Raw genomic sequence first — 25273 nt, 5'->3', positions numbered from 1 at the left:
GGGTAAAGATCAAGCGCCAAAAGCGGAAATATCTGTAAAAGCGCTCATCAGTTGCATAAAAGTGATTGAAACTCTAAGCATTAAGCGGTTGAATAGCACTATTTCATTTTTCAGAAAATAACAACGCAATGACAACGCAACTATCTCAGCAATCAGCTGAGCAGAATTCCACAGCAAAAAATGGGTGGAAATCTGCTTTTGCCGCTTTTATCGATCGGCGTGCTGCAATTATGCTCTTTCTTGGGTTTTCAGCAGGTATTCCAATTCTGCTCATTTTCTCAAGTTTATCTTTATGGTTAGGTGAGGCTGGAATTGAAAAAAGTGCAGTGACTTTTTTTAGTTGGGCCGCGCTGGGCTATTCTTTTAAATTTGTATGGGCACCACTGATTGATGAATTACCCGTCCCGATACTGACCAAAAAACTGGGTCGGCGCCGTGCTTGGTTGTTGATTGCACAAATACTGATTATCTGTGCGATCTGTATTATGGCGTTTTCTGATCCCGCTTTGGGCCAAAGTTATATTTACCAAATGGCTGTGGGGGCAGTATTACTGGGTTTTTCCGCAGCAACACAAGATATTGTGATTGATGCCTATCGAATTGAGCTGGCTGAAACCGAGATGCAAACGGTGTTGGCATCGACCTATAACGCAGGCTATCGTTTAGGGATGATTCTCGCTGGTGCGGGTGCTTTATTTCTTGCTGCTTCTTTGGGGACTGCAAAAGGGAACTATATTTATGAAGCGTGGAAATATACTTATTTAACGATGGCGCTGGTGATGCTAGTGGGTATTATCACCACTTTAGTGATTCGAGAACCCTTGGTTAATCGAGTTGATAAACACTATAAAAATATTGATTACTATCGTTTAGTTTTGGTCTTTATTTTGGCTGTGGCGAGTTTTGTTTGTTTATATATTTACTCCGATGACATGGTTCAATATCTGCAAGCGACTTGGAAAGTCGAAGACAACTTGCTGAAGTTTTTAATGGAAGCTGTACGCTTTTTAGGCTCAGGGCTCGGTGCAATTCTTGTTGCAACATCGTTGATTCGTTTTGGTGTAGTCAATAAAAAGATGGCCTATGAGACTTGGGTTAACCCGATTGCTGATTTTTTTAAGCGTTATGGGGTAAAGCTGGCATTGGTTCTACTGTTATTGATCGGTTTCTATCGAATTTCAGACATTATTGCGGGTGTTATTTCGAATGTTTTCTATCAAGATTTAAACTTCACCAAAGAGCAAATTGCAGAAGCCGTTAAAATTTACGGGGTTATTTTTAGCCTATTGGGTGGTTTTTTAGGTGGCTTACTTGCACAACGCATGAATATTATGAAATTGATGTTTGTCGGTGCAGTTTTGGCAAGTTCAACCAATTTGATCTTTATTGGATTGGTAAAATCTGGCGCACCGATGCAAGCTGTATCTGTACAGATTGGCGATAAGAAATTTCAAGCTCAAACTGATGAAGTAGGCTATTGGAAAGTTTCTGTGCCTAGTCAGGATTTGGTAGGGGAAAATACCATTCATATCAAAGCAGCATTGGTTGAACAGGCTGTCGCGAATGAATATACGGTGCCCTATTTAAAAGACAATGCTAAGCCCCAAATTCAATTATTGCCTATTACCAGTGACAATCAATTGTCTGCAACAGAAGCGAAGCAAAGTATTGTGGTTAAGGGGCAGATTGCGGGAATACCTGTATCTGAGCTTAATCCAGATCAGCCGATTACCCTTAAACTTGATGGCAAAACATATCCTGCAAAATTAGATAAAGATGGTTTGTTTAGTGGTGCGATTGACGGTAAAGCCTTATATGCTTCTGGCTCAAAAAATGTGATCGCCGTAGTCAATTATCAACACGCACAAGCAGCATTAAGTACTCAACAAAGCTATCAATTAACAACGATAAAAAGTGATATCGATGTGGATATTCAACCACTTCCAGTGATTAAAGCCGATTCCTCTGCAGCCGTTGAAATTAAGGGGAAAGTAATTGAAAAATATAGTTCTGGTTGGCTGTATTTTGCTATTGTTGTCGATAATTTAGCTTCTGGTTTAGCTGGTGCAGCATTTATTGCGTTCTTGTCTAGTTTGACCAGTGTGTCATTTACAGCTGTTCAATATGCGATCTTTAGCTCATTGATGACGCTTACACCTAAGATTTTAGGTGGTTATTCTGGAACAATTGTCACCCACATTGGTTATCCTAAATTCTTTTTAATGACCACTTTAATTGGTATTCCGATTCTATTACTTGTGTTGTGGGTTGGAAAATTATTGCGAGAACATCAAGCACAAAAGGTGAATCAATCCATCGAGTAAGCGACTGAATTACTCAAGATAGATTTACGATGATTACAAGTAGCCTATTTTATCTTATAGATAAAGTAGGCTTTTTATCGGAAAGTGGTTTGAATTATTAGGTCGGTCATACATTCAAGTAACTTACTCGAAAGATAAAGCTGTAGTGTTTATCTAAAATAAGCGGTTATTGCTTAAAAATAATCCAGAAGACGGCATCATTGAGCAGCTGAAATATAGATAAATTGAAATATTGAACTGTATTGCCTATATTGGCAGATGATATCTGATCAAACAGGAAAATAAATCATGCGCATGTTGCATACCATGTTACGAGTAGGCAATTTAGAACAATCTTTAGCGTTCTATACTGAAGTTCTCGGTATGACATTACTTCGTAAACGTGATTATGAAGAAGGGCGGTTTACTTTAGCATTTGTGGGTTATGGTGATGAAGAGCATCATACCGTGTTAGAACTTACTCATAACTGGGATACTGCAAGTTATGAATTAGGTAATGCTTATGGACATATTGCGATTGGTGTCGATGATGCCTATAAAGCCTGTGACGAGATCAAAGCACGTGGTGGTAATGTGGTACGTGAAGCTGGTCCTATGAAGGGCGGTGTCACAGTCATTGCTTTTGTTGAAGATCCAGATGGTTATAAAATTGAATTGATCCAACAAGATCAAGATGCACGAAATAATTAGGGGGCTGTTGACAATTCGTCTACGTTTGCGACTAGGTGTGTTTTTTAGGCGATACTAGGCGCGAAATACGAAATTTAGCTATTCTAAATGATGAGAAACATCGTTTCGCAAGGTGACAACGTAACGGAAAAAAACACGCTAGTCCCGAAGGGTTGTGGCTAAAATTATCTCAGTCTACGTTATGAAACTCGAAAATAGTCTCGCTATTCTCTTCGTTTCCTGCCTTGCCTGCTCAATTTTAACCTACAACGCAAGCCATTTATGAAATGCCTACAGCCCCCATCATTTAAAAATGATGCAGGTCTAGTGTTTATTTGGCAAAGACATATCAATAAAGATCTTTCATAAATCAAAAAATGATCATGTGGAGTGAATTATATTGGTATTGAAAGTTCCTTCTCCCTCTGGGAGAAGGTTAGGATGAGGGTGCTTTTATGTTGATTTATGGTTTTAAAAAGCACTTATGAAAGAAGTCTAATAGACCTTAAATTAACTTGATATGTGTCGTAAATAAATAGTGAACATTTAGCCAAATGAGTAGCTTTATTTATTTCGCTCAGTAAGATTGAATTTTACCCGATAGTAAAATTTAACTACTGGGCTTTTTCATGTTTAAAATACAGGACGTTGCTTATGAAAATGTTGAAATTATTAGCATTGGATCGCTTTACGATACTTTTAATCGCGATGGTGGTTTTAGCTTCTATTTTACCGATTTCAGGTCAGGCAGCGCTTATCTTTGGAAAAATCACCACAATTGCGATTGCAATTTTATTTTTCCTACATGGCGCAAAATTATCACGTGAAGCGGTGATTGAGGGAATTTTGCATTGGAAATTGCATGGATTGGTTTTTGCTTTTACCTTCTTGGTTTTCCCTTTATTGGGGCTAATGGCAAAACCTGTGCTTGAACCTTTGCTGGGTCAGCAGTTGTATTGGGGCTTTCTGTTTATGTGCTTTTTGCCATCGACAGTACAATCGTCAATTGCATTTACCTCTGTTGCAAAAGGGAACGTGGCAGCAGCTGTATGCAGTGCCTCATTTTCAAACCTGATCGGTATGTTTATTACTCCGATTTTGGTGAGCATATTTATTTTCGGTCAATCTAAGCATAATTACGATCCAACCTCGTCTATTATCGAAATCACTTTGTTGTTGTTAGTTCCATTTGTTCTAGGGCAGGTATTACGCCCTTATGTATTTCCATTGATGCAGAAAATGCCAAAGATCGTCAAAGTTTTTGATCAAGGCTCGATTTTGATGGTGGTCTATGGTGCATTTAGTGGGGCAGTGGTGGCAGGTTTATGGCATCAGGTCAGCTTATCTACATTGATTTATCTCACCTTGGCATGTTCGATTCTACTCACGGTGATTATGCTATTGGCGTTGTATGTTCCAAAATGGCTTGGATTTAGCAAAGCAGATCAGATTTCAATCTTCTTCTGTGGATCGAAGAAAACCCTTGCCAGTGGTGTGCCTATGGCGCAGATTTTATTTATTGGGCAGCCTTTAGGTATGATTGTGTTACCGATTATGATTTTCCATCAAATCCAGTTAATGGTTTGTGGGGTGATTGCAAACTACTGGTCTAAGCAAAAGCATTCTGACGAATAAATTAGTATCGATTGTTAATTGATTGGCTCGCAATTTATAAATATTTCGAGTATAATCTTGCCCACTTGTTGTGCTTAGCTCTGACGCTTATAGTCTCGGTGGGCCAAAAGAAATGGTCTGTTGTGGTGTTAACCTGCTGGTTTTTAATTTAAATCTGCTTTCCTCAAAGTTTTATTAGATTTTGAGAGTGGTTAATTGCGATGACAGCTAAACCTTTCTTAACTTAGGAGAATCGACCATGCGTGCCGATATTCACCCAAAATATGAAAAATTAGTTGCTACTTGTTCATGTGGTAACGTTATCGAAACTCGTTCAGCTTTAGGTAAAGAAACACTTTATCTAGACGTATGTTCAGCTTGCCACCCATTCTATACTGGTAAACAGAAGAATGTTGATACTGGCGGCCGTATCGATAAATTCAAACAACGTTTTGCTGGTATGTCACGTTCTGTTAAGCGTTAATACGACAAAACATAAAAAACGGGCTTTAGCCCGTTTTTTTGTTGCTGAATTTTATCTCGTGTTGATCTATTTCAGGATCAGACAAAGTGATAGATTTAAAAAAAGGTTGAGCATTTAAAACACTCAACCTTTTTTAGTATTAGACTTTATTGATCTTGAACATCAGTCAAGTGATCCAGTTTCTTTTGGAAATATTCACCTTGCAAGAATCTGACATCTACATTCCACGCATTTGCAAAAGAGTTCATATCATTTAGATTTTTCAATAACAATTCAATTGGCTTGATTGCATGATATTTTTCAAGAGTATGCTGGAATTGCGTCATAGTCGCATCACTATTGAGCTGCTTTGTAAACTTCTCATCCAGCGTTACTAAGCTCACATCCAATTGTTTTAAGATTGCTTCACTTGAAATGCTCGAACCAAAACGTCGAATTGAAATTTCGGCACCATGATCACGTAAAACGCCAATTTGCTTTTGAGTTTCTAAGATATTTTTTGCAATATCTTCCTCATCAAATTGTAAAATCAGTGGATGAGATTGGCGGCTTCCAACAATGGTCAATAGTTTAGAAATAAGCTCAGGGAACTGTTTGTCATGGAACAGCACATGACGATTTAAATTGACGATTAATTTTGCTTCTGGATATTGAGTGATAAAGTTATGTAATTGCTTACATGCTTCAACTAAAATCCAGCGATCTAATTTAATTGAAAGCTCAATATCATCATCTAAATCAATTAAATTACTTACTTTTTTCCACTGATTTTCAAAAATAAAACCGCTACTGACTTCATAAGTATTTAAATTGCTATCTTGTTTGTCATAAAGCTGTTGGTATTTTAGCTGAATCTCACCTTTTTCAAGTGATTGGGCAATTTGACCAAGAATCGCGGAGGTTTTAAAGATATGTGGCGCTGGCGTTTCTTGAATTTGAACTGGTTTCTCTACAGCTGTATTTTCAACTTGAGGTTTTGGGGCAAATTCAATGGAGTTACTTTGTATTTGCAGCGGTTCTGCTTGATCTAATTTGGGTTCAAGCAATGACAATTCAATTTTAGTGTCTTGTAAAGTCGCCGTTAATTGTTGCTCGGATACAGAGTCTTTTTTTGCCAGACGATGATTATAAGCTTGTTCTAAAACGTCGTTAAAACTTGCTTCTGTAAAGCTGTTTTGCTGTATGTTTGAATAGCCAATCTTAATATTCAGTGGGTAGGTATGACCATCAATTTCCAATAATTGAGGTTTTTCTAAAGCATGCAGCCCATGAATACGGGATTCTAAAATGGTGTCAGACTCAGCTTGTAAAATCACTGCATACAACAACATATCAATTTGATATACCGTGGTATTGGTTTGTTCTTGAATAAAGTTTTTAAAGCCTTCTAAGTATTGAACGGCTGTTTTCCAAGGAGAAGTTAAAATATTCTCAGGACAAGCGGCAAAGCTAAACAGTACCAATGCATTCGATTTGGCAGGTTGGTTAATTAAAGCGTACTGAATTTTTTGCAGACTGGTTGCGACAGCACTGATGTTTTTCTTATTCGATTCGGAGGATTGTGCTTGCGGTTTTTGACTTGCAGAATTGATCTCGATGGTGATTTGAATACAGTCTTCTTCATCTGAAGGCAGAAATTCAATTTTTAATGGATTTTCTGATTTAGCATTGCTATTCAGTGTATCAATTTCAAAACGTGCTAAATCAAAATTACCTTGAGAAATCTTTTTAAAACGTTGTTTAAAATCATTGATATTCTTCGGTTTTAAAATATCTAATACAGGCAATCCAATAATTTCTGCTTCATCTTTTAGACCAAACAATTTTAAATATTCAGCATTGGCTTGGGTATGGATACCTTCCTGAATTAAGGCAATCGCTTTATGTTGTTCTTCAACCAAGGCTTGAGCTTGATTTTTTGCACTTTCAAGATCGTTTAAAAGGTGCTTTTTCGCTTGTAAGGTACGGCTATAAGACAACGCACGGATTAAGCTAATATAAAAACGATCGGTATATTCTAAATTAACAACATCATAGATGCCTTTTTGAATATAGGACTGATATTGGTTGGTTTGATAATCTTCAGGTTTTAAGAACAAAACAGGCAGATCAATATCAGCAGAGGCTTGAATTAAGGTAATGGCTTGCTCAATTTTGATGTCATAAGCACGACCAAAAATAATCAAGTCCCATGAAGTATTGAGTTGTTTTTCAAAACTTTTTAAATCATCCAATAAAAGTGCTTGTACTTGATGATTCTTACTTTGAAAAAGATCAATAATTTGATTATAACGAATCTGGTTATCATCAATAATGAGTAATCTAGTTTCAGAGAGTTTTAATTTTTTCGATAATAATAAATTTCTCACTTTAAAGCTTCCCATACATCTTGATTATTCAAATTGGCAGATTGGTGTTGAATGAACTGATCAATGCGGTCATTTTCTTCATCATTGATCAATTCAAATTCGTACTGAATAAAGCTCTGGGTAATTAACAATGTTTTTGTTAAATACACCTTAATTTCTTCAGTGTCTAAACGTAGATAAATTGCTTGCTGTTCTTTGAAGAACGGTAAATTTGGCAAAATAATAGAAACATTGGATTCATTTAAATTTTGCACTTGAACCATAAGGCAAGGGTGGTAGTTAATCGTCGAACGATCCGCTGGAACTTTTACCGCACATGGGTAGATGTCTTGAGCTAAAACCTCTAAACCGACTTCATAAGTTTTTTTAACAGATTGTTTGATCCAACGAATGATCGCACCTTTCCATTTGTCATTGAGGCTTTCATTGACCAAGATAAATTCACCCGTGCGTAAATTTCGTGGGGTTTCATCTGACCAGCGAATACGATAACCATTTACACTGATATCCAGTACTTGGGTCTGATAGATCTGTTTTGCTTCACGGTCTAAAGTTTTGATTTGTCCTAAGTTCGATGCTGTGCTTGAACCTGTTGAAATCGATGAATGAATATTGGACTCAGACTGAAATGCATAATTATTATTTAAATTAAGTGTTTCATAAAAATTCTTAGCTTTGGATAAATAGAAGTGTGCGGTTTGTAAGCTAAAACAAATTTGAAGTTGTGCAGAGTATTCATAACGCTCATGTTGACGTTCAGTTGTGGTACCCAAGACATTTTGCACATGAAATTTTAATGCAGCAGATAAATAGATTTGTTCATTTTTAGACAGATATTCGTCTTTATGAATTGTTGAATTAATATGTTCAAGCAGATTCTGTGTAGAAATATACAAAGAAGTACGGAAATTCGCATGTTGTTTGCGATTATAAATTGGTGGAACGTCTTTAGAGCCATCAATCACATAACGCGATAAGCTGGTTTCTCTTGGTAAAATTTGGATCAGTTTGACCCAATCAAAAGTACATTGATAAAGTGCTTGTGTTTCTGAAGGGCGAATTTGGTGCGTATTAAAAATATCCAAAAGCAGCACTTGTGCATAGGCCTGCTGGATATTTTGAATGGTAAAGTGTGTACCTTGTAACTGGTTGATATTGATATTAAATTCTTGGTTTTTAACCGCAAGCTCGTAAAGATGATGTGTGGTGAGCCATTGATGGGTCAATGGGCCACTGTAGAGCATTTGCTGTTGAACCAACAATAAACCAAGTTGTTCTAAGGCATAAAAGGTTGCAAGTGTACGTGCTGTTTGTAAATTTCGTTTTTGTTTAAAATTAAAAAATGAGAATTTATTTGAAACCAGTGTCTGATGACTTCTTCGCACAATATTGATATAGACGTTGGCAAAATAGGTGCGAATTCTAGAGGATAAATCAATAATATGTTCAATACGCGCATTTTGAGAAAGACCTTGATTTAAGATGTTTTTTTCAAGGCTTGATAAAATGCTTTCGGTAATTGGGTGTAAAACTTGAATTAAATCAAAGCGTAGCATTTCGCTACAATCCAGTTCGCTGATTTCACAAATCGCTTTTAAGACCGATTCTGAGGTATCGCCAAGTTGCATAATAGACAATGTGGCCACCCATGCATTGACAGATGCCACCGAATTTTCTGCAAAACTTAGACTTTCTCGTTGTAGAACCGTGATATTTTGAAAAATTTCTGAAATTTCTTTATTTATCATGAGCATTTCAACTCTTAAAAGGTTGTGACTCCAAACAGCGGTGTTTTATTATTTTCTCCCGCGACTTCTCGAACCAATTTAGGAACTAGATAACCCGGTAAACTGGCCAATACATCCTTATAAATCTGATCAATTTTTTCCGCCCCTAAATCGAAATGATGCGCACCTTTTACTTTATCTAAAACATGAAGATAATACGGTAAAATTTGTGCTTCAAAAAGTCGTTGACTTAAATTAACAAGAGTTTGTGCAGAATCATTCACACCTTTAAGTAAAACGGCTTGATTCAACACAAGAATATTTTGTTTTGCTAAATGAGATAACTTTGCACAGGTCAAATTATCTAATTCTGCAGGATGGTTCGAGTGTACCACTAGAATTACACGTAGCCTACTGTTTTTCAATAAAGAAACTAGCTCTTCATCGATTCTTTCTGGAATTACAATTGGAACGCGTGAATGAATTCTCAAGATCTTAATCTGACTGAGAGATTCTAGACGTTCTATCCAAGTGGCTAATTTTCGGTTAGATAAAGTTAATGGATCACCACCACTTAAAATCACTTCATTGATTTCAGGATGAGCTTCTAAATAGCTTTTAATGTTCAACCAGTCTTCATTTTTAGGTAAATTTTCTTGGTATGGAAAATGACGACGGAAGCAATAACGGCAGTGCACGGCACATGCACCAGTGAGGGTCAGTAAAAAACGTGATTTATACTTATGTAAAACCCCAGGAATTTGATTGGCTTGTTCTTCATCAAGCGGATCTGTGACAAAGCCTTCGTGTTCTTCCATTTCCAGATGATGTGGTAAAACTTGCAGTAAAAGTGGATCTAAGGGATTGCCAACTTCCATCTTTCTGACAAATGCACGGGGCACACGTAGTTTAAATTGCCCAGACGCAAGGATTGCACCAGACAATAACTGTGCTTTAGAAAGTTCGAGTATTTCTAACAGTTCTAATGGATCAGTAATTAAATCACTGAGTTGAGATTGCCAATTTTGCTCTTGATATAAGTAGTTTAACATGCCACGTGCGATAAATAGTTGAAGATAGGGGAAAGCGGATGGTATTGCTTGTTCATATTGAATCTGTCAGGTTCAATATGAAATGTTTCACTGGAAAAATACTTTCAGTATAGCTGATTTGTATTGAACAGCAGTGAATCTCCAATGAATCGAAGATTTTACCCTCAATCTGACCGAACATGGGTAATTTTTCATTGCTTCACGATGTATTGCTCATTTAGAATACGAAAAATGTAAAATACATTCTTTGCTGTTTGGAATGATCACTGTCACAAATCGGGTGATTTGTTGATAGCATCGCAGTAGAGATTTAAATTAGTAAGTTCGGAGTGTGCCTTTCATGGCCTATTATTCTACAAATGATTTCAAAGCTGGCCTAAAGGTTATGCTTGATGGTAACCCATGTTCAATCATGGAAAACGAATATGTAAAACCAGGTAAAGGTCAAGCGTTTAACCGTGTAAAACTACGTAACCTAAGATCTGGCAAAGTATTAGAAAAAACTTTTAAATCAGGTGAATCTTTAGAAGCAGCTGATATTGTAGAAGTAGAAATGGATTATCTCTACAACGATGGCGAATTGTGGAACTTCATGGATCCAGTATCTTTCGAACAAATTGCTGCGGATAAAGTTGCAATGGGCGATGCTGCAAAATGGTTAAAAGATGATTCAAACGAAAAATGCACAATTATGCTATTTAATGGTATTCCATTAAACGTTAGTGCACCAAACTTCGTTGTATTGAAAATCGTTGAAACTGATCCAGGTGTACGTGGTGATACTTCAGGTGGTGGTGGTAAACCAGCTAAACTTGAAACAGGTGCAGTTGTACGTGTTCCATTATTTGTACAGCAAGAAGAAAGCGTTCGTGTAGACACCCGTACTGGTGATTACTTAGAGCGTGCTTAATCATTTTATTGAAAATGATGGCGCTGAGGGATGATGAAAATCATCCCTTTTTTATTGCGCATAGATTGAGTTGGCATATGGCTTTTTAAAAGTACAAGCCTTTATAAAAATAGAGAGTATCGGCTAAATTTTCGACTAAAGTCGTAGATCGACAGCCTATAATTAATAGTAGAGTCAGAGAGTCGGATAATTACATTGATGATAAAAATAACAAAGTCGCGATTTAAGTCACTGTGATGTCATGCTAATAGTACATATTCAGACCAGTTTTAATGCCAAAGTCTTAGATGAAAACAAAAAAATGAGGAGTAGAGTCACCAAGGAATGAGTCACGGAAATGCATTACGCTTTATAAAAACAATGGAACTGCTTTTTGTAATCAAGATGTGAGGTTTTAATGGAAAATATTCAAACAAAATCATCACCCTTATCAAAATTGATCTGGGTGATTGTCGCTATAATTGGTGCAGTATCTTTTGGAATACTTGCAGTCAGCAAGGGTGAGCATGTCAATGCGGTTTGGCTAGTGCTTGCAGCGATATGTGTCTATAGCATCGCTTATCGTTTTTATAGTTTATTTATTGCGACCAAAGTTTTTGAACTGAATCCTCGGCGATTAACACCAGCACATCGTTTAGCAGATGGCTTGGATTATGTCCCGACCAATAAATATGTACTTTTTGGTCACCATTTTGCTGCTATTGCAGGAGCGGGGCCATTGGTTGGGCCTATTCTTGCTGCCCAAATGGGTTATTTACCAGGAACAATTTGGCTTTTGGTCGGGGTTGTTCTTGCTGGTGCAGTTCAGGATTTCTTGGTTTTATTTATCTCCACACGGAGAGATGGGCGCTCACTTGGTGAAATGGCAAAGCAAGAGCTGGGTTCATTTGCTGGTGTGGTGGTGATGCTTGGTGCATTAGGTGTGATGATTATCATCCTTGCTGTATTGGCATTGGTGGTGGTGAAAGCACTGGCACATAGTCCATGGGGCGTGTTTAGTATCGCAGCGACGATACCGATTGCCTTGTTTATGGGCATCTATATGCGCTATATCCGTCCGGGCAAGATTGCAGAAGTTTCTATCATTGGTTTTGTGTTGATGATGGCTGCAATTGTTTATGGTGGAAATGTTGCTGCTGATCCTTATTGGGGACCATTTTTCACATTAACAGGAACACAACTTACTTGGGCACTCATCATTTATGGATTCGTGGCTTCGGTTCTACCTGTTTGGCTGTTGTTAGCACCGCGTGATTATTTATCAACATTCTTGAAAATTGGTGTAATTGCGGGTTTAGCAGTCGGTATTATTGTTGCAATGCCAATGTTAAAAATGCCGGCTGTTACGCATTTTGTTGATGGCACTGGTCCTGTATTTGCTGGATCCATGTTCCCATTCTTATTTATTACCATTGCTTGTGGTGCGATTTCTGGTTTCCATGCCTTAGTCTCGTCTGGAACTACACCTAAACTGATTGATAACGAAGTCAATATTCGTGTCATTGGTTATGGTGGTATGTTGATGGAATCATTTGTTGCAATCATGGCAATGATTTGTGCAACAGTGCTTGAACCTGGTGTTTATTTTGCGATTAATGCGCCAGCGGCAGTATTGGGTACTACAGTAGAGAGCGCAGCAGAAGCAGTACGTACACTTGGTTTTGTGGTTACACCTGAAACTTTGAGCTTGCTGGCAAAAGAAGTGGGTGAAAGTACGATTCTTTCGCGTACTGGTGGTGCGCCAACATTTGCAATTGGTATGGCTCACATCATCACGGATATTTTTAATAATCGTTCAATGATGGCGTTCTGGTATCATTTTGCGATCTTATTTGAAGCGCTGTTTATCTTAACCGCTGTCGATGCCGGAACTCGTGCATGTCGTTTTATGGTACAGGATACGGTGGGTATCGTTGTTCCAGCACTTAAAAACTCACACAACTTTGTGGGGAATATGATCGGTACAGCGGTTGCTGTCGCTGGATGGGGCTTCTTTGTTTATCAAGGTGTAGTCGACCCACTCGGTGGTATTAACAGCTTATGGCCTCTGTTTGGTATTGGTAACCAAATGCTTGCGGCAATGGCTTTGATCTTAGGTACAGTGATTTTATTTAAAATGAAGAAAGAGAAATATGTATGGGTTACCATTATCCCAACAATTTTCTTATTCATTACCTGTATGACTGCGGGTTGGCAAAAAATCTTCCATACCAATCCTAAGATTGGATTCTTGGCTCAGGCGGATAAATTCTCAACAGCAATTGCCAATGGTGAAATTTTAAAACCAGCCAAAACACTTGAAGAAATGCAAACCATTGTATTGTCCAATCAAATCAACGCTGCACTGTGTGCATTCTTTATGATTGTTGCGATTGTGATGCTGTTTGCTGCTATTGGCGCAATTCGTCGTGCATTGGCAAGCCCTACACCAACAGTAAATGAAGCTCCAGCGGTGTATGCAGATCCTGAAGAAGTGTCTGTTTCTAAATCACACTAAGTTGATATTACAGATAGAGTGAGAGGTGAGTGATGAAGCTTAAATTTGCTCAAGGTGGTAAAACGGTGATTTATAAAATCATCAAGATGACCATCATGTCGCAAAAGGAGCTAATTTTTAATCCTAAAAATTGGTCTAGAATTGCAACATTATGGACACGCTTACAGCAAAGTTTCCGTTTGATGGTGGGTGTTCCAGATTATCAAAATTATCTGGAACATATGAAAAAGCATCATCCCGATATGGATGCAATGGATGAAAAGACTTTTCATCGCTATTGTGTAGATGCTCGCTATCCAACGGCTGGTGGAACAATGAAGAAGTGTCCATGTTGATGGAAGGTATAAGTTGATTTAAAGCTTAAATAGAAACGGCACTTGGGTGCCGTTTTTTATTGAAGATGAGCGAAGTGATTTATCGGTTTAACACAATAACAGCGTACTTCATGATGAGACTTGTCGTATAACTGACAGTTGGCAAAGTCTAACTCCGCTAGAATCATGTAATACATATAAATGAAAAGGAGACTGCTATGAAAATCTGTATTTATGGTGCGGGTAGTATTGGATGCTATATTGGCGGTCGATTAGCAGCGGTAGGTGCTGATGTGAGCTTTATTACACGTCCTCGTGTATATGAAGAATTAAGCACGTCTGGTTTAAAACTGACGGATTACACTGGTAAAACGATAAAAATCGCGGCAAATGATTTACAGCTCAGTGTTGATCCTAAAATAGTCACAGATGCTGATATTATTTTTGTATGTGTAAAGTCGGCTGCGACTGAGCAAGTTGCCAAGGAACTTTATGACAACTTGGGCGCACACAGACCCTATATTGTGAGTTTTCAAAACGGGTTGAGTAATGTTCCAATTTTAAAGCAGATTTTAAAACATCATTCGATTTTAGAAGGTATGGTGCCTTTTAATGTTGCAGTTCAAGCAGTTGGGCATTTTCATCAAGGGACATCTGGTGCGTTGCATGTGAAAGCGTATGCACAGCAACAGGATTTAGCCAAGCTTTTTAAACAAGCAGAATTAGAAATTGTTTTTGATCAGGATATGCTTGCGGTGCAATGGGCAAAAATTTTGCTGAATTTAAATAATTCAATCAATGCTTTGTCAAAGTTACCATTAAAACAACAATTGTCTAATCATCAATATCGACAATGCCTTGCTATGGCGCAACAAGAAACATTACATCTCTTAGATTTAGTACAAATCAAGCCAGCCAAACTCACAGCAATTTCGGCACATCTATTGCCTAAAATAATCAGTTTGCCCAATTTCATTTTTAAAATATTAAGCCGTAAAATGTTGGCAATCGATCCCTTGGCGCGTTCATCTATGCAAGATGATTTGATAGCAGGGCGAACAACAGAAGTGGACTGGATCAACGGGGAAGTTATTCAGCTCGCCCAACAGCTAGGTAAACAAGCGCCTATCAATAAAACCTTAATTGAATTGATTAAACAGGCTGAAATTTCAGGAAGTGAATTTTCAATTGGTGCGCACGATTTAAAAACAAAGTTAGAACATGCCGCAAAATTAAAAGTTTAAAATTTTGGTTGATGGGGGAAGCTATAAATTTTGAAGTGTATTCAGCAAATGAAAATATGGATTTATCGCAGTCAAGATTGAGTATTCCTTAAAACCGTGTATGTTAAGGAAGTTACAATAATTTTATTGGGGAAATAAAAGGTGATTTGGGGAACAACACAAGTAAAAGCATCAGAACAACATAGCACTGTATCAAATTTAGACCTCACTCAGTTTTACCCAAAAATTGATGACTTTTTAAGTCAAATCAACCAAATTATTTTAGATAAAAGTCATCAGACTAAACTGGCACTCTGTAGTCTATTGGCTGGTGGACATTTACTTTTTGAAGACTTACCCGGACTTGGAAAAACCACCTTAGCCAGCAGCTTGTCACGTTTAGCAGGTCTCGATTTTCAACGGATTCAGTTTACCAATGATATGCTGGCAAGTGATGTGATTGGGATCAATATGTTCAATCAAAAAGAGCATCAATTTGAGTTTAAACATGGTCCAATCTTTACCCAAATTCTGCTTGCAGATGAAATTAACCGCTGTAGCCCTAAAACCCAAAGTGCTTTGCTTGAAGCAATGGAGGAGGGCAATGTCACTATAGATGGTACACGTTACCCTTTACCACAACCATTTTGGGTGATTGCAACACAGAACCCACTTTTTCAAAGTGGGACCTATAGTTTGCCTGAGTCACAACTTGACCGTTTCTTGATGCGACTGTCTTTAGGCTACCCATCACGCGCAGCAGAAAAACTATTATTGCAGCAAACCTCGCGCCATGATTTGATTGAAAAGTTGCAAGCGATTTTTCAACATCAGGAAATTTTGCAATTACAATGTATGGTAAATCAAATTACATTAAGTGATGTTGTTTTTGAATATATGCTTGATCTAGCAGAAGAAACACGTAAAGGTCGTCATGGCTTATCTCCACGTGGGTTATTGGCATTAAAAAAATCAGCACAAGCCTATGCCTTGATTGAAAAAAGACAATTTGTAATTGCAGATGATGTACAAGCAGTGTTTGTTGCTGTGGTGTCACATCGTATAGGATTAGGTGAGTCTGAGACACGAGCACTTATGCAAAAAGTTCCTGTAAAGGGCTAATTGGAAACGCTTATGTTAGGTCAACGATTTGTTAAATGGCTGCATCTTCGGTTTCGCTATACAGGAACCCGTACACTGAAACAAAACCAAGTGTTGGTGTTTATGTACCAGCAAGGTTTTCTGTATCTAGTCCTTATTCTGATTACTTTTATCGCTGGGATTAATTATGCCAACAATTTAATTCTTGGTTTTTGTTTTTTAATCAGTGCGATTTTATGTATTAGTTTCTATCTCAGTTTTAAACAATTACATGCGATTACATTAGATGTGGTTGTTGATGAGGTGGGTAAGGTTAATGAAGCTTTTAAGGTGAGAATTAACCTACAACAAGATCGTGCTACGCCTAAGTTTTTAAACTTTAAAATTGATGAACAATTACAATCTTTTCTATTTGAAGAAAAACAACAAAGTTTCGATTTGAATTTTATTCCACAACTACGGGGTGAATTTTCAGTTCCCCCAATTCAAATTTACTCCACATATCCGCTCGGTTTGGTGCGGGCATGGACCTATATTTATTTAACTGAAAGTTACTGGATTGCCCCTGAAGCGAAGCCTTTAACGCATCAATCACAGAATTATTCCAATACAGGTGAGCCTGATTTAGATGAATTTAAAGAGTTAAGGACTTTTAAATCAGGTGATTCATTGCAAAGCATTTCTTGGAAACAGGCCGCGCGTGGACAAGGATTATTTGTAAAGCAATTCGATGATTTGGTTGATACCCATGCGATGCAAATTGAATATAGCAAAATGCCAAGCGCAGACCATGAAGAGAAGCTAAGTTTTATGATGGAGTTGGTCGATCGATGTCATCAGACGGAAACGCCGTACAGCATCATTTTACCGCATGCACAAACTGAAAATGGGATTGGAGAACAGCACTATATTCATATCAAAACCTTATTGGCGCAAGCATGAGGATGAACAATGAATAAATCGATACAAATTTCAATTTTAGTTGTGCTGAGTTTGATTTGGCTGGCACAGCTGCCTTATATGCCTGTTGCATTGTCTATTTTATTCCTCATGAATATAGTGGCTCTGACACTATATTATGACAAAACCAATAAGCATCAAGTCTATAATCTGCCTCGATTCTTTGCACAAACCCCAAAATTAGTTTTTGCACTTTTAGCCTTAGTCATCATTTACTTTGATTCCCGCACTTTTTTAGGCGTAGAAGCAGGTACAGCGGTTCTCTCCACATTTTTATTTGCGAAAGCACTGGAAACCAAATCAAAGCGTGACTTTATTATTCTGTTTAACTTTGCTTTGTTCGTCAGTGCCAGTTTATTTTTACACAGCCAAGCCTTTTGGATGGCACTGTTAGTTTTATGTTGTTTAATCAGCTGTTTGGTTGGCCTGTATCGTGTACAAATTGCCAATTTTGAAATAGAGCAACCGATTTTTCAGTCACTTAAAAGTGATTCATTGCATATTCTTAAATTTATTGCTTTGGCACTGCCATTCTTTGTTTTACTGTTTATGTTTTTCCCGCGTTTGCCACCACTTTGGCAAATCCCCATTCCCAATAATAAAGCGGTAACGGGATTGAGTGATCGCATGTCACCGGGTGATATTGCTGAGCTTTCACAGTCAAGTGCATTGGCATTTCGGGTTATTGGCAATATGAAGCAATTGCCAAATCGTAATGAGCTGTATTGGCGAGCGATGGTGCTTGATGGTTATGATGGTACAACGTGGACAAGTGAGTTTGCCAATAAACAGGTAAAAGCTTATTCCAAGATCGCAGGGCAGATTGATGGATTTCATTATCAATATCTTGCCAGTGATCCAAGTCAGCAATGGATTACCGGTTTGGAAAAGTCGATTCCAATAGAACAACGTTTTGAGTTACACCAAGATTGGTCGATTACACCTAAACGACTGGTACAGCGTACCCAGCCAATTGAATTGCAGTGGGTGGGGAGTCAGGTTAGAGATATTCAGGATGCACATTTTGAACAGATGATGCTGAAAAATAATCTCAGTTATCCGAAACAGAGTGATCTACAAGCCCAGAAGTTTGCTTTAAATCTATATCAGCAGAGCCAGTCTAATCCTGAAGCTTATATTCAGAATGTATTGAACTGGTACAAGAAAGAAAAGTTTGTTTATACACTTGCACCTGGAAGGTTGGGGAATAACCGCGTTGATGAGTTCTTGTTTCAATCTCGGCAGGGGTTTTGTGAACATTATGCCTCAAGCTTTGTCTTGCTGATGCGTTATGTTGGAATTCCAGCGCGTGTAGTCACAGGCTACCAAGGTGGTGAGCTGTCTCCTGATGGTCAAAGTTGGGAAGTACGCCAGTTAGATGCACATGCTTGGGCTGAGGTTTATCAACACGGGCAATGGCAACGCATTGATCCAACGGCCATCATTGCACCAATGCGTATAGATCGTGGTATGCAAAATGTGATGAATGACGATCGTTCGATTTTTGGTGATGCGGGTTATTCAAATTTACGTTTTCAGCATTCATCGCTGCTTAGAACGCTGCGTGTTTGGAGTGACTATGCTAGTTTTCAATGGCAGAGTAAGGTTGTCGGTTACGATGCAGAGAAGCAAAGCGGCTGGATGAAGAAGCTTGGCTTAACATCGGCTTATAGTTATGGTTTGGTTTTAATTTTTGGAATTCTTGGATTACTGTTGATCTATTGGGGTGTGACGCAATTTTGGCGCACTCGTCAAATGTCAGCGCTTGAGCGAATCATTGCTCAATTTAATCATCAATTATCTGAGGTTGATCAAAAAGCTGAATCAGAAACCTTTCAACAATGGATGCAGCGTTTAGCCTTGAGGACTGAACAAAAACATCTGTTTGAGCAAGTGAATCAGATTTTTCAAAAAAATGTCTATTTAGGTAATGAAAATCAACAGGATATTCAAAATATCAAGAAATTGCTTAAAGAGTGTGCGAATGCATTAAAAGTAAAGAAATAAGGCTTGTCATCTTATTAAAAAATGAATAATATTCTCAGCACTTCAGGTGTATAGCTCAGTTGGTTAGAGCGCTACGTTGACATCGTAGAGGTCTCCAGTTCGAGTCTGGATATACCTACCAAGATTTTTAAAGACTTATAAGCGATTCAAAAGCTTATAGGTCTTTTTTTGTGCTTTTATTGCATCTCTATTATTCGTGAATTCAGAAAAATTGCAGAAACTGGCGGTATATTCAACATGTTTGCGATAAGTTAGCAACAAAAATAAAAATATAGCGACTATGTGGCAATTTTGGGCGTATTCAACTCAAGTATAAACATCTTCGTGATGCTGGAACAGGAGATACCTTAGAAGAATGTATTATTGTTAGGACTCATAGCATACACATGCGACTTTAAATCAGGTTCTACTGTATTGAATTTAATACAGATTAAAATCTATTCACGTTATTGATATATTACTCAATAATCTTTCCAGCTTAGCTTAAATTTATCTTAAATATAGAAAGAAACATTTACATTTAATTATTAAATTACATTTTTAAAAAAATCATAATAAAAAAAAGAAATAAAAATGAGTTATAGTCTAAATGATTTTAAATTGCAGGAATCACACTATTGAGTATTCATGAAATAGTACTTCAAGATGATAAATTTCATTTACATAAACTTGTCAAAGTTAAAGATAGTATTTATGACCCAGTCAAAAAAGATGAATCTACTTTGTGGTTTTGGATTTACTCAGATACATCTGAATTTTTTTACTTTGAATTATGGGATGAACTTGATCATGCAAAAATAAACGAAAATATTAATTATAAAAATTATAACTTTAAAGTAGTTAGTATTAATAATAACAATAAAATGAATTACTCATAAAACTTAATTATATTATAGATAAATAATTTTCATAATAATTTAAAACATGAACCTAATATAAAAAACGATTTAATTTTATCTATTTAGGGATAGTAACAATACATCTCTATAGGTATAGGAAATTAAAAGTGAAAACTTAACAGCGGCCATCAATACATTCATTAACCCGATTTGGTTTCTATTGTCGCTGGAAAACTTGTTACGCTTTTTAAATTAGTAAAAGCATCTATATCTGGTGAATCAGAGCAACTGGGTGCGAGTCAATCGGTCAAACTTTGAAATTCTTTAAAAGAGAGGGTCCATAACCCTCTCATTTGATATTTAAAGAAAAGAGGAGATTCCTCGCTGATTTAAACCGACCTTTTTACGCACTCGAGTTTGCTTTTCTTTCAAAAGCTCATTTAATAAGCTATTTAAATGAGCTTTATTGAGGGCAGCTGGCGTAAATGAGTCATATCCAAGCTGATTAAAAAATAAATCAACTTTTGAGGACTTTTGCACGTATTTCATTGACCAGTTTTTAAAACTAATTTTGTCAATACCCATGATTTCAAATTCAATAATGCTATTATGCCTAGCGTCATTTTTTATACTTTGAAATAACGCTTGAACTATAGACTTTTCACCTTCAAGACATTGAAAAAAATGATTATTGGCATAATATAGAACGCCAAAAATTTTATTTTTCCCATTAAAATCACGCGCAGTATTTAAGATAGCATTTAAATCTTCAATAAGGTCATTGGCTAATTCATTTCGAGTACTCGCATAGCACAATCGAATTAGCATACATCTTTCCTCTAGTTGCGTAGATTCGTATAAAAAACCTTATTCATTGATATCAAAATTATATGGCTCAATAGCGTATTCCCCAGCCAAAAGGTCGATAAAAGAAGGGATCGTCTCACTAGAAAGAAGAAATGGATTGAAATCATCACGATGATTTTCTAGGAAAAAGTCACCTAGTCTTTTATTGACAGGGGCAAATTTCATATTCCAATGCTTAAACAAACCTATGTCACATTTTTCGTAATATAAAATCTCACAATTTTGATGACGTTGATCTTTTAAAATTTGATTATAGAACAGATCATCAACCTTACTTTTATGACCTTCAAGACATTGAACAAAATATCCATGTCCATAGTAAAGAACACCTGTGATTTCATTGCGAGAGTTGAAATCAACAGCTGTGTTAAGAATATCTATCAAATCGTTCTTAAGATTTGGATGAGTACTCGTAGCTTTACTTGCATATAAAACTCTTACAAATTCCATTAGAAGGCTTCCACCATAAATAATTACTTCGAACTAGTGCTAACGCTTTAATTTTATTAATAAGCTTTATGTATTCACATAGAAAGATTAGTAACGATGACTACAATACATTGATAATTAATCAAAAGCTAACAAATCGTACCAATGGGGCGAAACAGGAAATGTAAAGTTTTTTTAACACTGTTTGAGTGTTTTGTTACTTTACAAAATAAATTTAGCATATTGTTAAAATTAACTAATTGAAAATAATAAATTTAATCAATATATTTTGAGTTTAAAGTGGTTAAAAAACGTACAAATGTACGAGATTTCTCACAGTCATGTAAGCCATGGATTATTTTGCTAAATTTCATATTATTTATACTGCCTAGATACACCACAAGTGCTCATCATTATTATAAATCTGAATATTAATTTAAGGTGATTGTCGCTAACGCTTAAATTAAAATAATTCATTATAAAAATGATGTGTTGAATAAAAAGTGTTGTGTATTGGGGGAGTCTTCCCCCTTAGTCGGACAACTAAGGGGGGAGCATTTTTATAAATATGAAATGAGAGAGGATGAAATGCAAATTTTAAAAAATATTGTTATTTTTATTGTCTCTGTTTTGAGTATTTCATTGCTTATTATTATTTTTGATCAATTGGGGATGAATAAAAAACTCAACTTGTTTTTATCAGCTTTACTGTATGGAGTATTCATCATAATTTATTTGCAAAAGGTATTCCTAAGTCTATCTTACTTCTTAGGATTCTATAGCCTTTTATTCATGATAAGTTACTCGGTTGAAGTCATCGTCATGCTTTTTATTTCTTGCTCTGTTTTATTGATTATAAAAATGATTATGCCGAAATTAAAGGATACACGTGTCGATAGATTTTTTATTCTTAATAAATTATATAAAAAGTAAGTTTTAATGATTACTTTTTTATTTTAAGTTGATCTTAATTGGTGAATTTAAGTGTTGGGTGTTATTTTGAGTTGTAAATATTATAAACTAGAACATTTTAATCACATAAAATAACACTTGAATTAAAATATTAATTTATAGTGTTGTTTTAAATCAAAATATATTTTAGGGAGTACTATAGTATGTTTCGTTGGGCGATTATCTTTGCTGTAATAGCACTTATAGCGAGTCTTTTAGGATTTGGTGGTGTAGCAGGTCTTTCAAAAGATTTTGCAGTTATTTTATTGGTTGTCGCTGTTATCCTTACTGTGATTGGTTTTATTTCTCGTGGAAAGGCATAGTCACTATAAACCATCTAACGATAGAGTGTAATCATTCTATCGTTAGATATACTGAATTTGAAAGTACTTAAATCATTTAAATAAATTTGAACTGTGCACATTATGAAAAATATTAACTACGATTTTGTTTTAGAACAAATTTATAATTTTTTACTTTTAAGACCTGAGTTTAATAGTAAAACAAATTTTGAGAAGATCGCTGAATATTTCAGAGCTTTAAATGAGGGCACAGATGATGAGTTCAATTTTGAGAAACCAAACAAAATCTCGGGTAAATTTGGCAGTAAAAAAAATATAGTAATAGTCAACGCACCCGAAATAAATAATAAAAATAAATTTTTGGAATGGGTTGATCGGCAAATAAATCTATAAGGTTTTTGATTAAGGGTATCTATATGCATCATAGACATAAGCGCAAAAAAGCAACATTGATTTCAGAATGGTCAACTGATCAAGACTGCTATTTGATTGAAAATAGTTCATTACCTATTGAAATGTTAAAAGATTCATTATCATTCTCTGAAGAAGAAATACTTGAGAGAAAGATGCAGTTAGGATTAGTTCGCCAGCAACGACAAATGATGAGAAGCAGTTGAATAAAATATTCTAAGCTTCTCAATTCATTTTTATAATTTTAGCCTTAATTTAATCGGTCTAAAATGACTAAGAGTTACCTCATAGAGTAACTTAACTAATCAAAACTACATACTGAATATACGATGCTACACTCTTAGCAGTTTTTAAACATGAAAATTTAGAGCTGCGTGTTTAGCTACCCGAAGTGAATAATCATAACGTTTTTCTGTTTCTTGACCACCTTTAATAGGGGCAGCTAAGGCAACTCAGCCATCTTAGTAGGTATATTTTAAAATAAGGCATAAAATTTATTCAAGTGAAAGTCAGTTACTAAAATCATTATACTTAAAATAAATACCTATACATGAGAGCTATTAAAAAGTGACATTGTTTACATGATTTTGACAGAAAATAAACTTAACTAATAATTCAAAATGGAGTTATGTAGGTGATAATGGGTTATCAATTTTAATCGATAAATTGTTAATTATTTCATGTATAGATTATTTATAAAATTTTAAATATTATAAGTTTTATATTTAATGGTTTATAAAACTATTTGATTAAGATTTTTGAATTATCTTAAAATAAGTGAGGAACTATTATGAAGATTGCTTTAATTGGCGCAACAGGTATGGCGGGTTCACGTATTTTAGAAGAGCTTGTTTCACGTGGCCATTACGTTAAAGCCATCGCACGTAATACACATAAAGTACCAGATACAGAGCGTGTCTTATCCGTAGATGTGGACTTAAATGATCATGAAGCGCTTGTAGAAGCTCTAAAAGGGCAAGATGCCGTGATAAGTGCTGTTCCTTTTCATGGGTTAGATGCGAATGCATTGATTAACACAATTCGGGATTCTAAAGTTAAGCGTTATTTGGTTGTTGGTGGTGCTGGTGGACTGACTATTCCCAACAAAAATGTACGCTTATTGGATACGGATGACTTTCCTGCCGCATATAAACTTGAAGCAGAAGCTGCTGTAAATTTTCTTGAAAAACTTAAACAAGTCGACGATATTGAATGGACTTTCATATCACCTTCGGCTGAGTTTGCTCCAGGAAAACGTACAGGAGAATTTCGTTTAGGCAAAGATGAACTTATAATTGGTAAAGATGGCAGTAAAATTTCAGCTGAAGATTTTGCAATAGCATTATCTGATGAAATTGAAAATAACAACCATATTAATCAACGTTTTACTGTTGGGTACTAAGAAATGTATAAAGGCCCTCATTTGAGGGCTTTTTTCTATAAAAATTAAATTGATGATTTTAGCATTTTCTAGACTTATTTGTACTCATAAGTGTTTTATTTTAAATGTTTTTTAATTGTTGCTGAAGAACATTTTATTTATATTGAATAAATATAACTGTATAGTTTAATTGAATTAAGGATTACAAATTTTAAAGATTGTGTTTAAAAGTTGAATAGACAATACATGTAATATTTTTATGATGATAAAACAGTTAATTATGGTTAATAAGGTGTCTGAAAAATCATTATGAATTACATTAGTGGTCATAATTGATAAAAATAAGACCAAAATTAAAATATAGAACTTGCTATTGATATATGGATTTGTCATGAAAAGCTCTTTTTTGAATTGTTATAGTATAACACTTTTATGTATAGACTTATATGTTGGAAATGTTATGAAACAAAAAGTACTCTTTTAAAAAATCTATTAGTTTCTTAGTTCAATCAGTAATTTTTTATTTATATGTCGATTAGTTATGAGAATTTTAAGATATTGCTATGGTAGTCTCTAAATGAGTCTTGTATAAAAAACAGATTAGCGCGTAAAGATAAATGATTTATTGCCATTGGTTTTAAAATCATCATCCCTAGTTGTGTAAATATTAATTCATTTAAATCAATGTTATTTTTGATTTTGTTGTCATTTGAAGATGAATTATTTTCCGTGCTTTATTCATCAAACCTATATTGGATCACACTTGGATTGGGGCATACTTGGATTAGTGCTGAGTAAAATGATCTGAACAGTTACAACCATTGTAGATATGACTTTTAGTT

General features: G+C 35.8%; 21 protein-coding genes and 1 tRNA gene. 17 read left to right on the top strand and 5 right to left on the bottom strand.

Annotated elements, in window-relative coordinates:
* The first annotated feature begins 128 nt into the window (after positions 1-128).
* The 4 genes from AC07WY_RS04070 to rpmE all read left to right on the top strand — a co-directional run bounded on the left by AC07WY_RS04070 (position 129) and on the right by rpmE (position 5091).
* Positions 129-2324: an AmpG family muropeptide MFS transporter gene (locus tag AC07WY_RS04070; protein ID WP_262085772.1), complete on the top strand. Its 2196-nt coding sequence runs from the start codon at positions 129-131 to the stop codon at positions 2322-2324.
* Positions 2325-2612: 288 nt separating this feature from the next.
* On the top strand, positions 2613-3014 hold the full coding sequence (gene gloA / locus AC07WY_RS04065; protein ID WP_004820725.1) for a lactoylglutathione lyase: 402 nt from the start codon (positions 2613-2615) through the stop codon (positions 3012-3014).
* 633 nt (positions 3015-3647) lie between these two features.
* Positions 3648-4628, top strand: coding sequence for a bile acid:sodium symporter family protein (locus AC07WY_RS04060; protein WP_004820726.1), 981 nt, complete (start codon positions 3648-3650; stop codon positions 4626-4628).
* 238 nt (positions 4629-4866) lie between these two features.
* Positions 4867-5091, top strand: coding sequence for a 50S ribosomal protein L31 (gene rpmE, locus AC07WY_RS04055; protein WP_004721254.1), 225 nt, complete (start codon positions 4867-4869; stop codon positions 5089-5091).
* Between the two features lie 146 nt (positions 5092-5237).
* Here the strand turns inward: rpmE and AC07WY_RS04050 are convergent, their stop codons facing one another.
* From AC07WY_RS04050 to epmB, 3 genes are read right to left on the bottom strand one after another with little or no spacing between them, the layout of a single operon-like run.
* Positions 5238-7475, bottom strand: coding sequence for an EAL domain-containing protein (locus tag AC07WY_RS04050; RefSeq protein WP_244015718.1), 2238 nt, complete (start codon positions 7473-7475; stop codon positions 5238-5240).
* Complete coding sequence (locus tag AC07WY_RS04045) at positions 7457-9208, bottom strand: cyclic-di-GMP receptor FimW-related protein (RefSeq protein WP_034612070.1); 1752 nt, start codon at positions 9206-9208, stop codon at positions 7457-7459. The genes AC07WY_RS04050 and AC07WY_RS04045 overlap by 19 nt, the downstream gene beginning before the upstream one ends.
* A gap of 14 nt (positions 9209-9222) precedes the next feature.
* On the bottom strand, positions 9223-10239 hold the full coding sequence (gene epmB, locus AC07WY_RS04040; RefSeq protein WP_239045876.1) for an EF-P beta-lysylation protein EpmB: 1017 nt from the start codon (positions 10237-10239) through the stop codon (positions 9223-9225).
* 340 nt (positions 10240-10579) lie between these two features.
* Between epmB and efp the strand changes: the two genes are divergently transcribed.
* From efp to AC07WY_RS03995, 9 genes are all read left to right on the top strand, one after another.
* Positions 10580-11149, top strand: a complete 570-nt coding sequence (efp, locus tag AC07WY_RS04035) for an elongation factor P (RefSeq protein WP_004721246.1) — start codon at positions 10580-10582, stop codon at positions 11147-11149.
* Between the two features lie 397 nt (positions 11150-11546).
* A complete protein-coding gene (locus AC07WY_RS04030; RefSeq protein WP_004820734.1) occupies positions 11547-13646 on the top strand; it encodes a carbon starvation CstA family protein in 2100 nt (699 codons plus the stop codon).
* Between the two features lie 32 nt (positions 13647-13678).
* Positions 13679-13981 (top strand): YbdD/YjiX family protein, encoded by a 303-nt coding sequence (locus AC07WY_RS04025; protein WP_004721243.1) that lies wholly within the window; start codon positions 13679-13681, stop codon positions 13979-13981.
* Between the two features lie 197 nt (positions 13982-14178).
* Complete coding sequence (locus AC07WY_RS04020) at positions 14179-15204, top strand: 2-dehydropantoate 2-reductase (RefSeq protein ID WP_262085776.1); 1026 nt, start codon at positions 14179-14181, stop codon at positions 15202-15204.
* A gap of 141 nt (positions 15205-15345) precedes the next feature.
* A complete protein-coding gene (locus AC07WY_RS04015) occupies positions 15346-16305 on the top strand; it encodes an AAA family ATPase (RefSeq protein ID WP_419333930.1) in 960 nt (319 codons plus the stop codon).
* 12 nt (positions 16306-16317) lie between these two features.
* Positions 16318-17226, top strand: a complete 909-nt coding sequence (locus AC07WY_RS04010) for a DUF58 domain-containing protein (RefSeq protein ID WP_262085778.1) — start codon at positions 16318-16320, stop codon at positions 17224-17226.
* Between the two features lie 9 nt (positions 17227-17235).
* Positions 17236-19251 (top strand): transglutaminase TgpA family protein, encoded by a 2016-nt coding sequence (locus AC07WY_RS04005; protein ID WP_494735752.1) that lies wholly within the window; start codon positions 17236-17238, stop codon positions 19249-19251.
* Between the two features lie 44 nt (positions 19252-19295).
* Positions 19296-19372 (top strand) — tRNA-Val (locus tag AC07WY_RS04000).
* 496 nt (positions 19373-19868) lie between these two features.
* Positions 19869-20129 (top strand): hypothetical protein, encoded by a 261-nt coding sequence (locus AC07WY_RS03995; protein ID WP_494735751.1) that lies wholly within the window; start codon positions 19869-19871, stop codon positions 20127-20129.
* 321 nt (positions 20130-20450) lie between these two features.
* On the opposite strand, the gene AC07WY_RS03990 is transcribed toward AC07WY_RS03995, so the two are convergent.
* Positions 20451-20918, bottom strand: coding sequence for a BLUF domain-containing protein (locus AC07WY_RS03990; protein WP_262085788.1), 468 nt, complete (start codon positions 20916-20918; stop codon positions 20451-20453).
* A gap of 39 nt (positions 20919-20957) precedes the next feature.
* Positions 20958-21407 (bottom strand): BLUF domain-containing protein, encoded by a 450-nt coding sequence (locus AC07WY_RS03985; RefSeq protein ID WP_262085789.1) that lies wholly within the window; start codon positions 21405-21407, stop codon positions 20958-20960.
* A gap of 1094 nt (positions 21408-22501) precedes the next feature.
* Between AC07WY_RS03985 and AC07WY_RS03980 the strand changes: the two genes are divergently transcribed.
* The 4 genes from AC07WY_RS03980 to AC07WY_RS03965 all read left to right on the top strand — a co-directional run bounded on the left by AC07WY_RS03980 (position 22502) and on the right by AC07WY_RS03965 (position 24452).
* On the top strand, positions 22502-22660 hold the full coding sequence (locus AC07WY_RS03980; protein ID WP_262085790.1) for a DUF1328 domain-containing protein: 159 nt from the start codon (positions 22502-22504) through the stop codon (positions 22658-22660).
* A gap of 102 nt (positions 22661-22762) precedes the next feature.
* On the top strand, positions 22763-23032 hold the full coding sequence (locus AC07WY_RS03975; RefSeq protein WP_419333937.1) for a hypothetical protein: 270 nt from the start codon (positions 22763-22765) through the stop codon (positions 23030-23032).
* Positions 23033-23055: 23 nt separating this feature from the next.
* A complete protein-coding gene (locus AC07WY_RS03970; RefSeq protein ID WP_166782639.1) occupies positions 23056-23256 on the top strand; it encodes a hypothetical protein in 201 nt (66 codons plus the stop codon).
* A 584-nt stretch (positions 23257-23840) separates the two neighbouring features.
* Positions 23841-24452, top strand: coding sequence for an NAD(P)-dependent oxidoreductase (locus AC07WY_RS03965; protein ID WP_494735750.1), 612 nt, complete (start codon positions 23841-23843; stop codon positions 24450-24452).
* Positions 24453-25273: the final 821 nt, after the last annotated feature.

The organism is Acinetobacter sp. GW821-FHT01C12, assembly GCF_059422625.1.
Note: the sequence above shows the minus strand (reverse complement) of the source record. Positions and strands in the feature narration are given on the sequence as shown.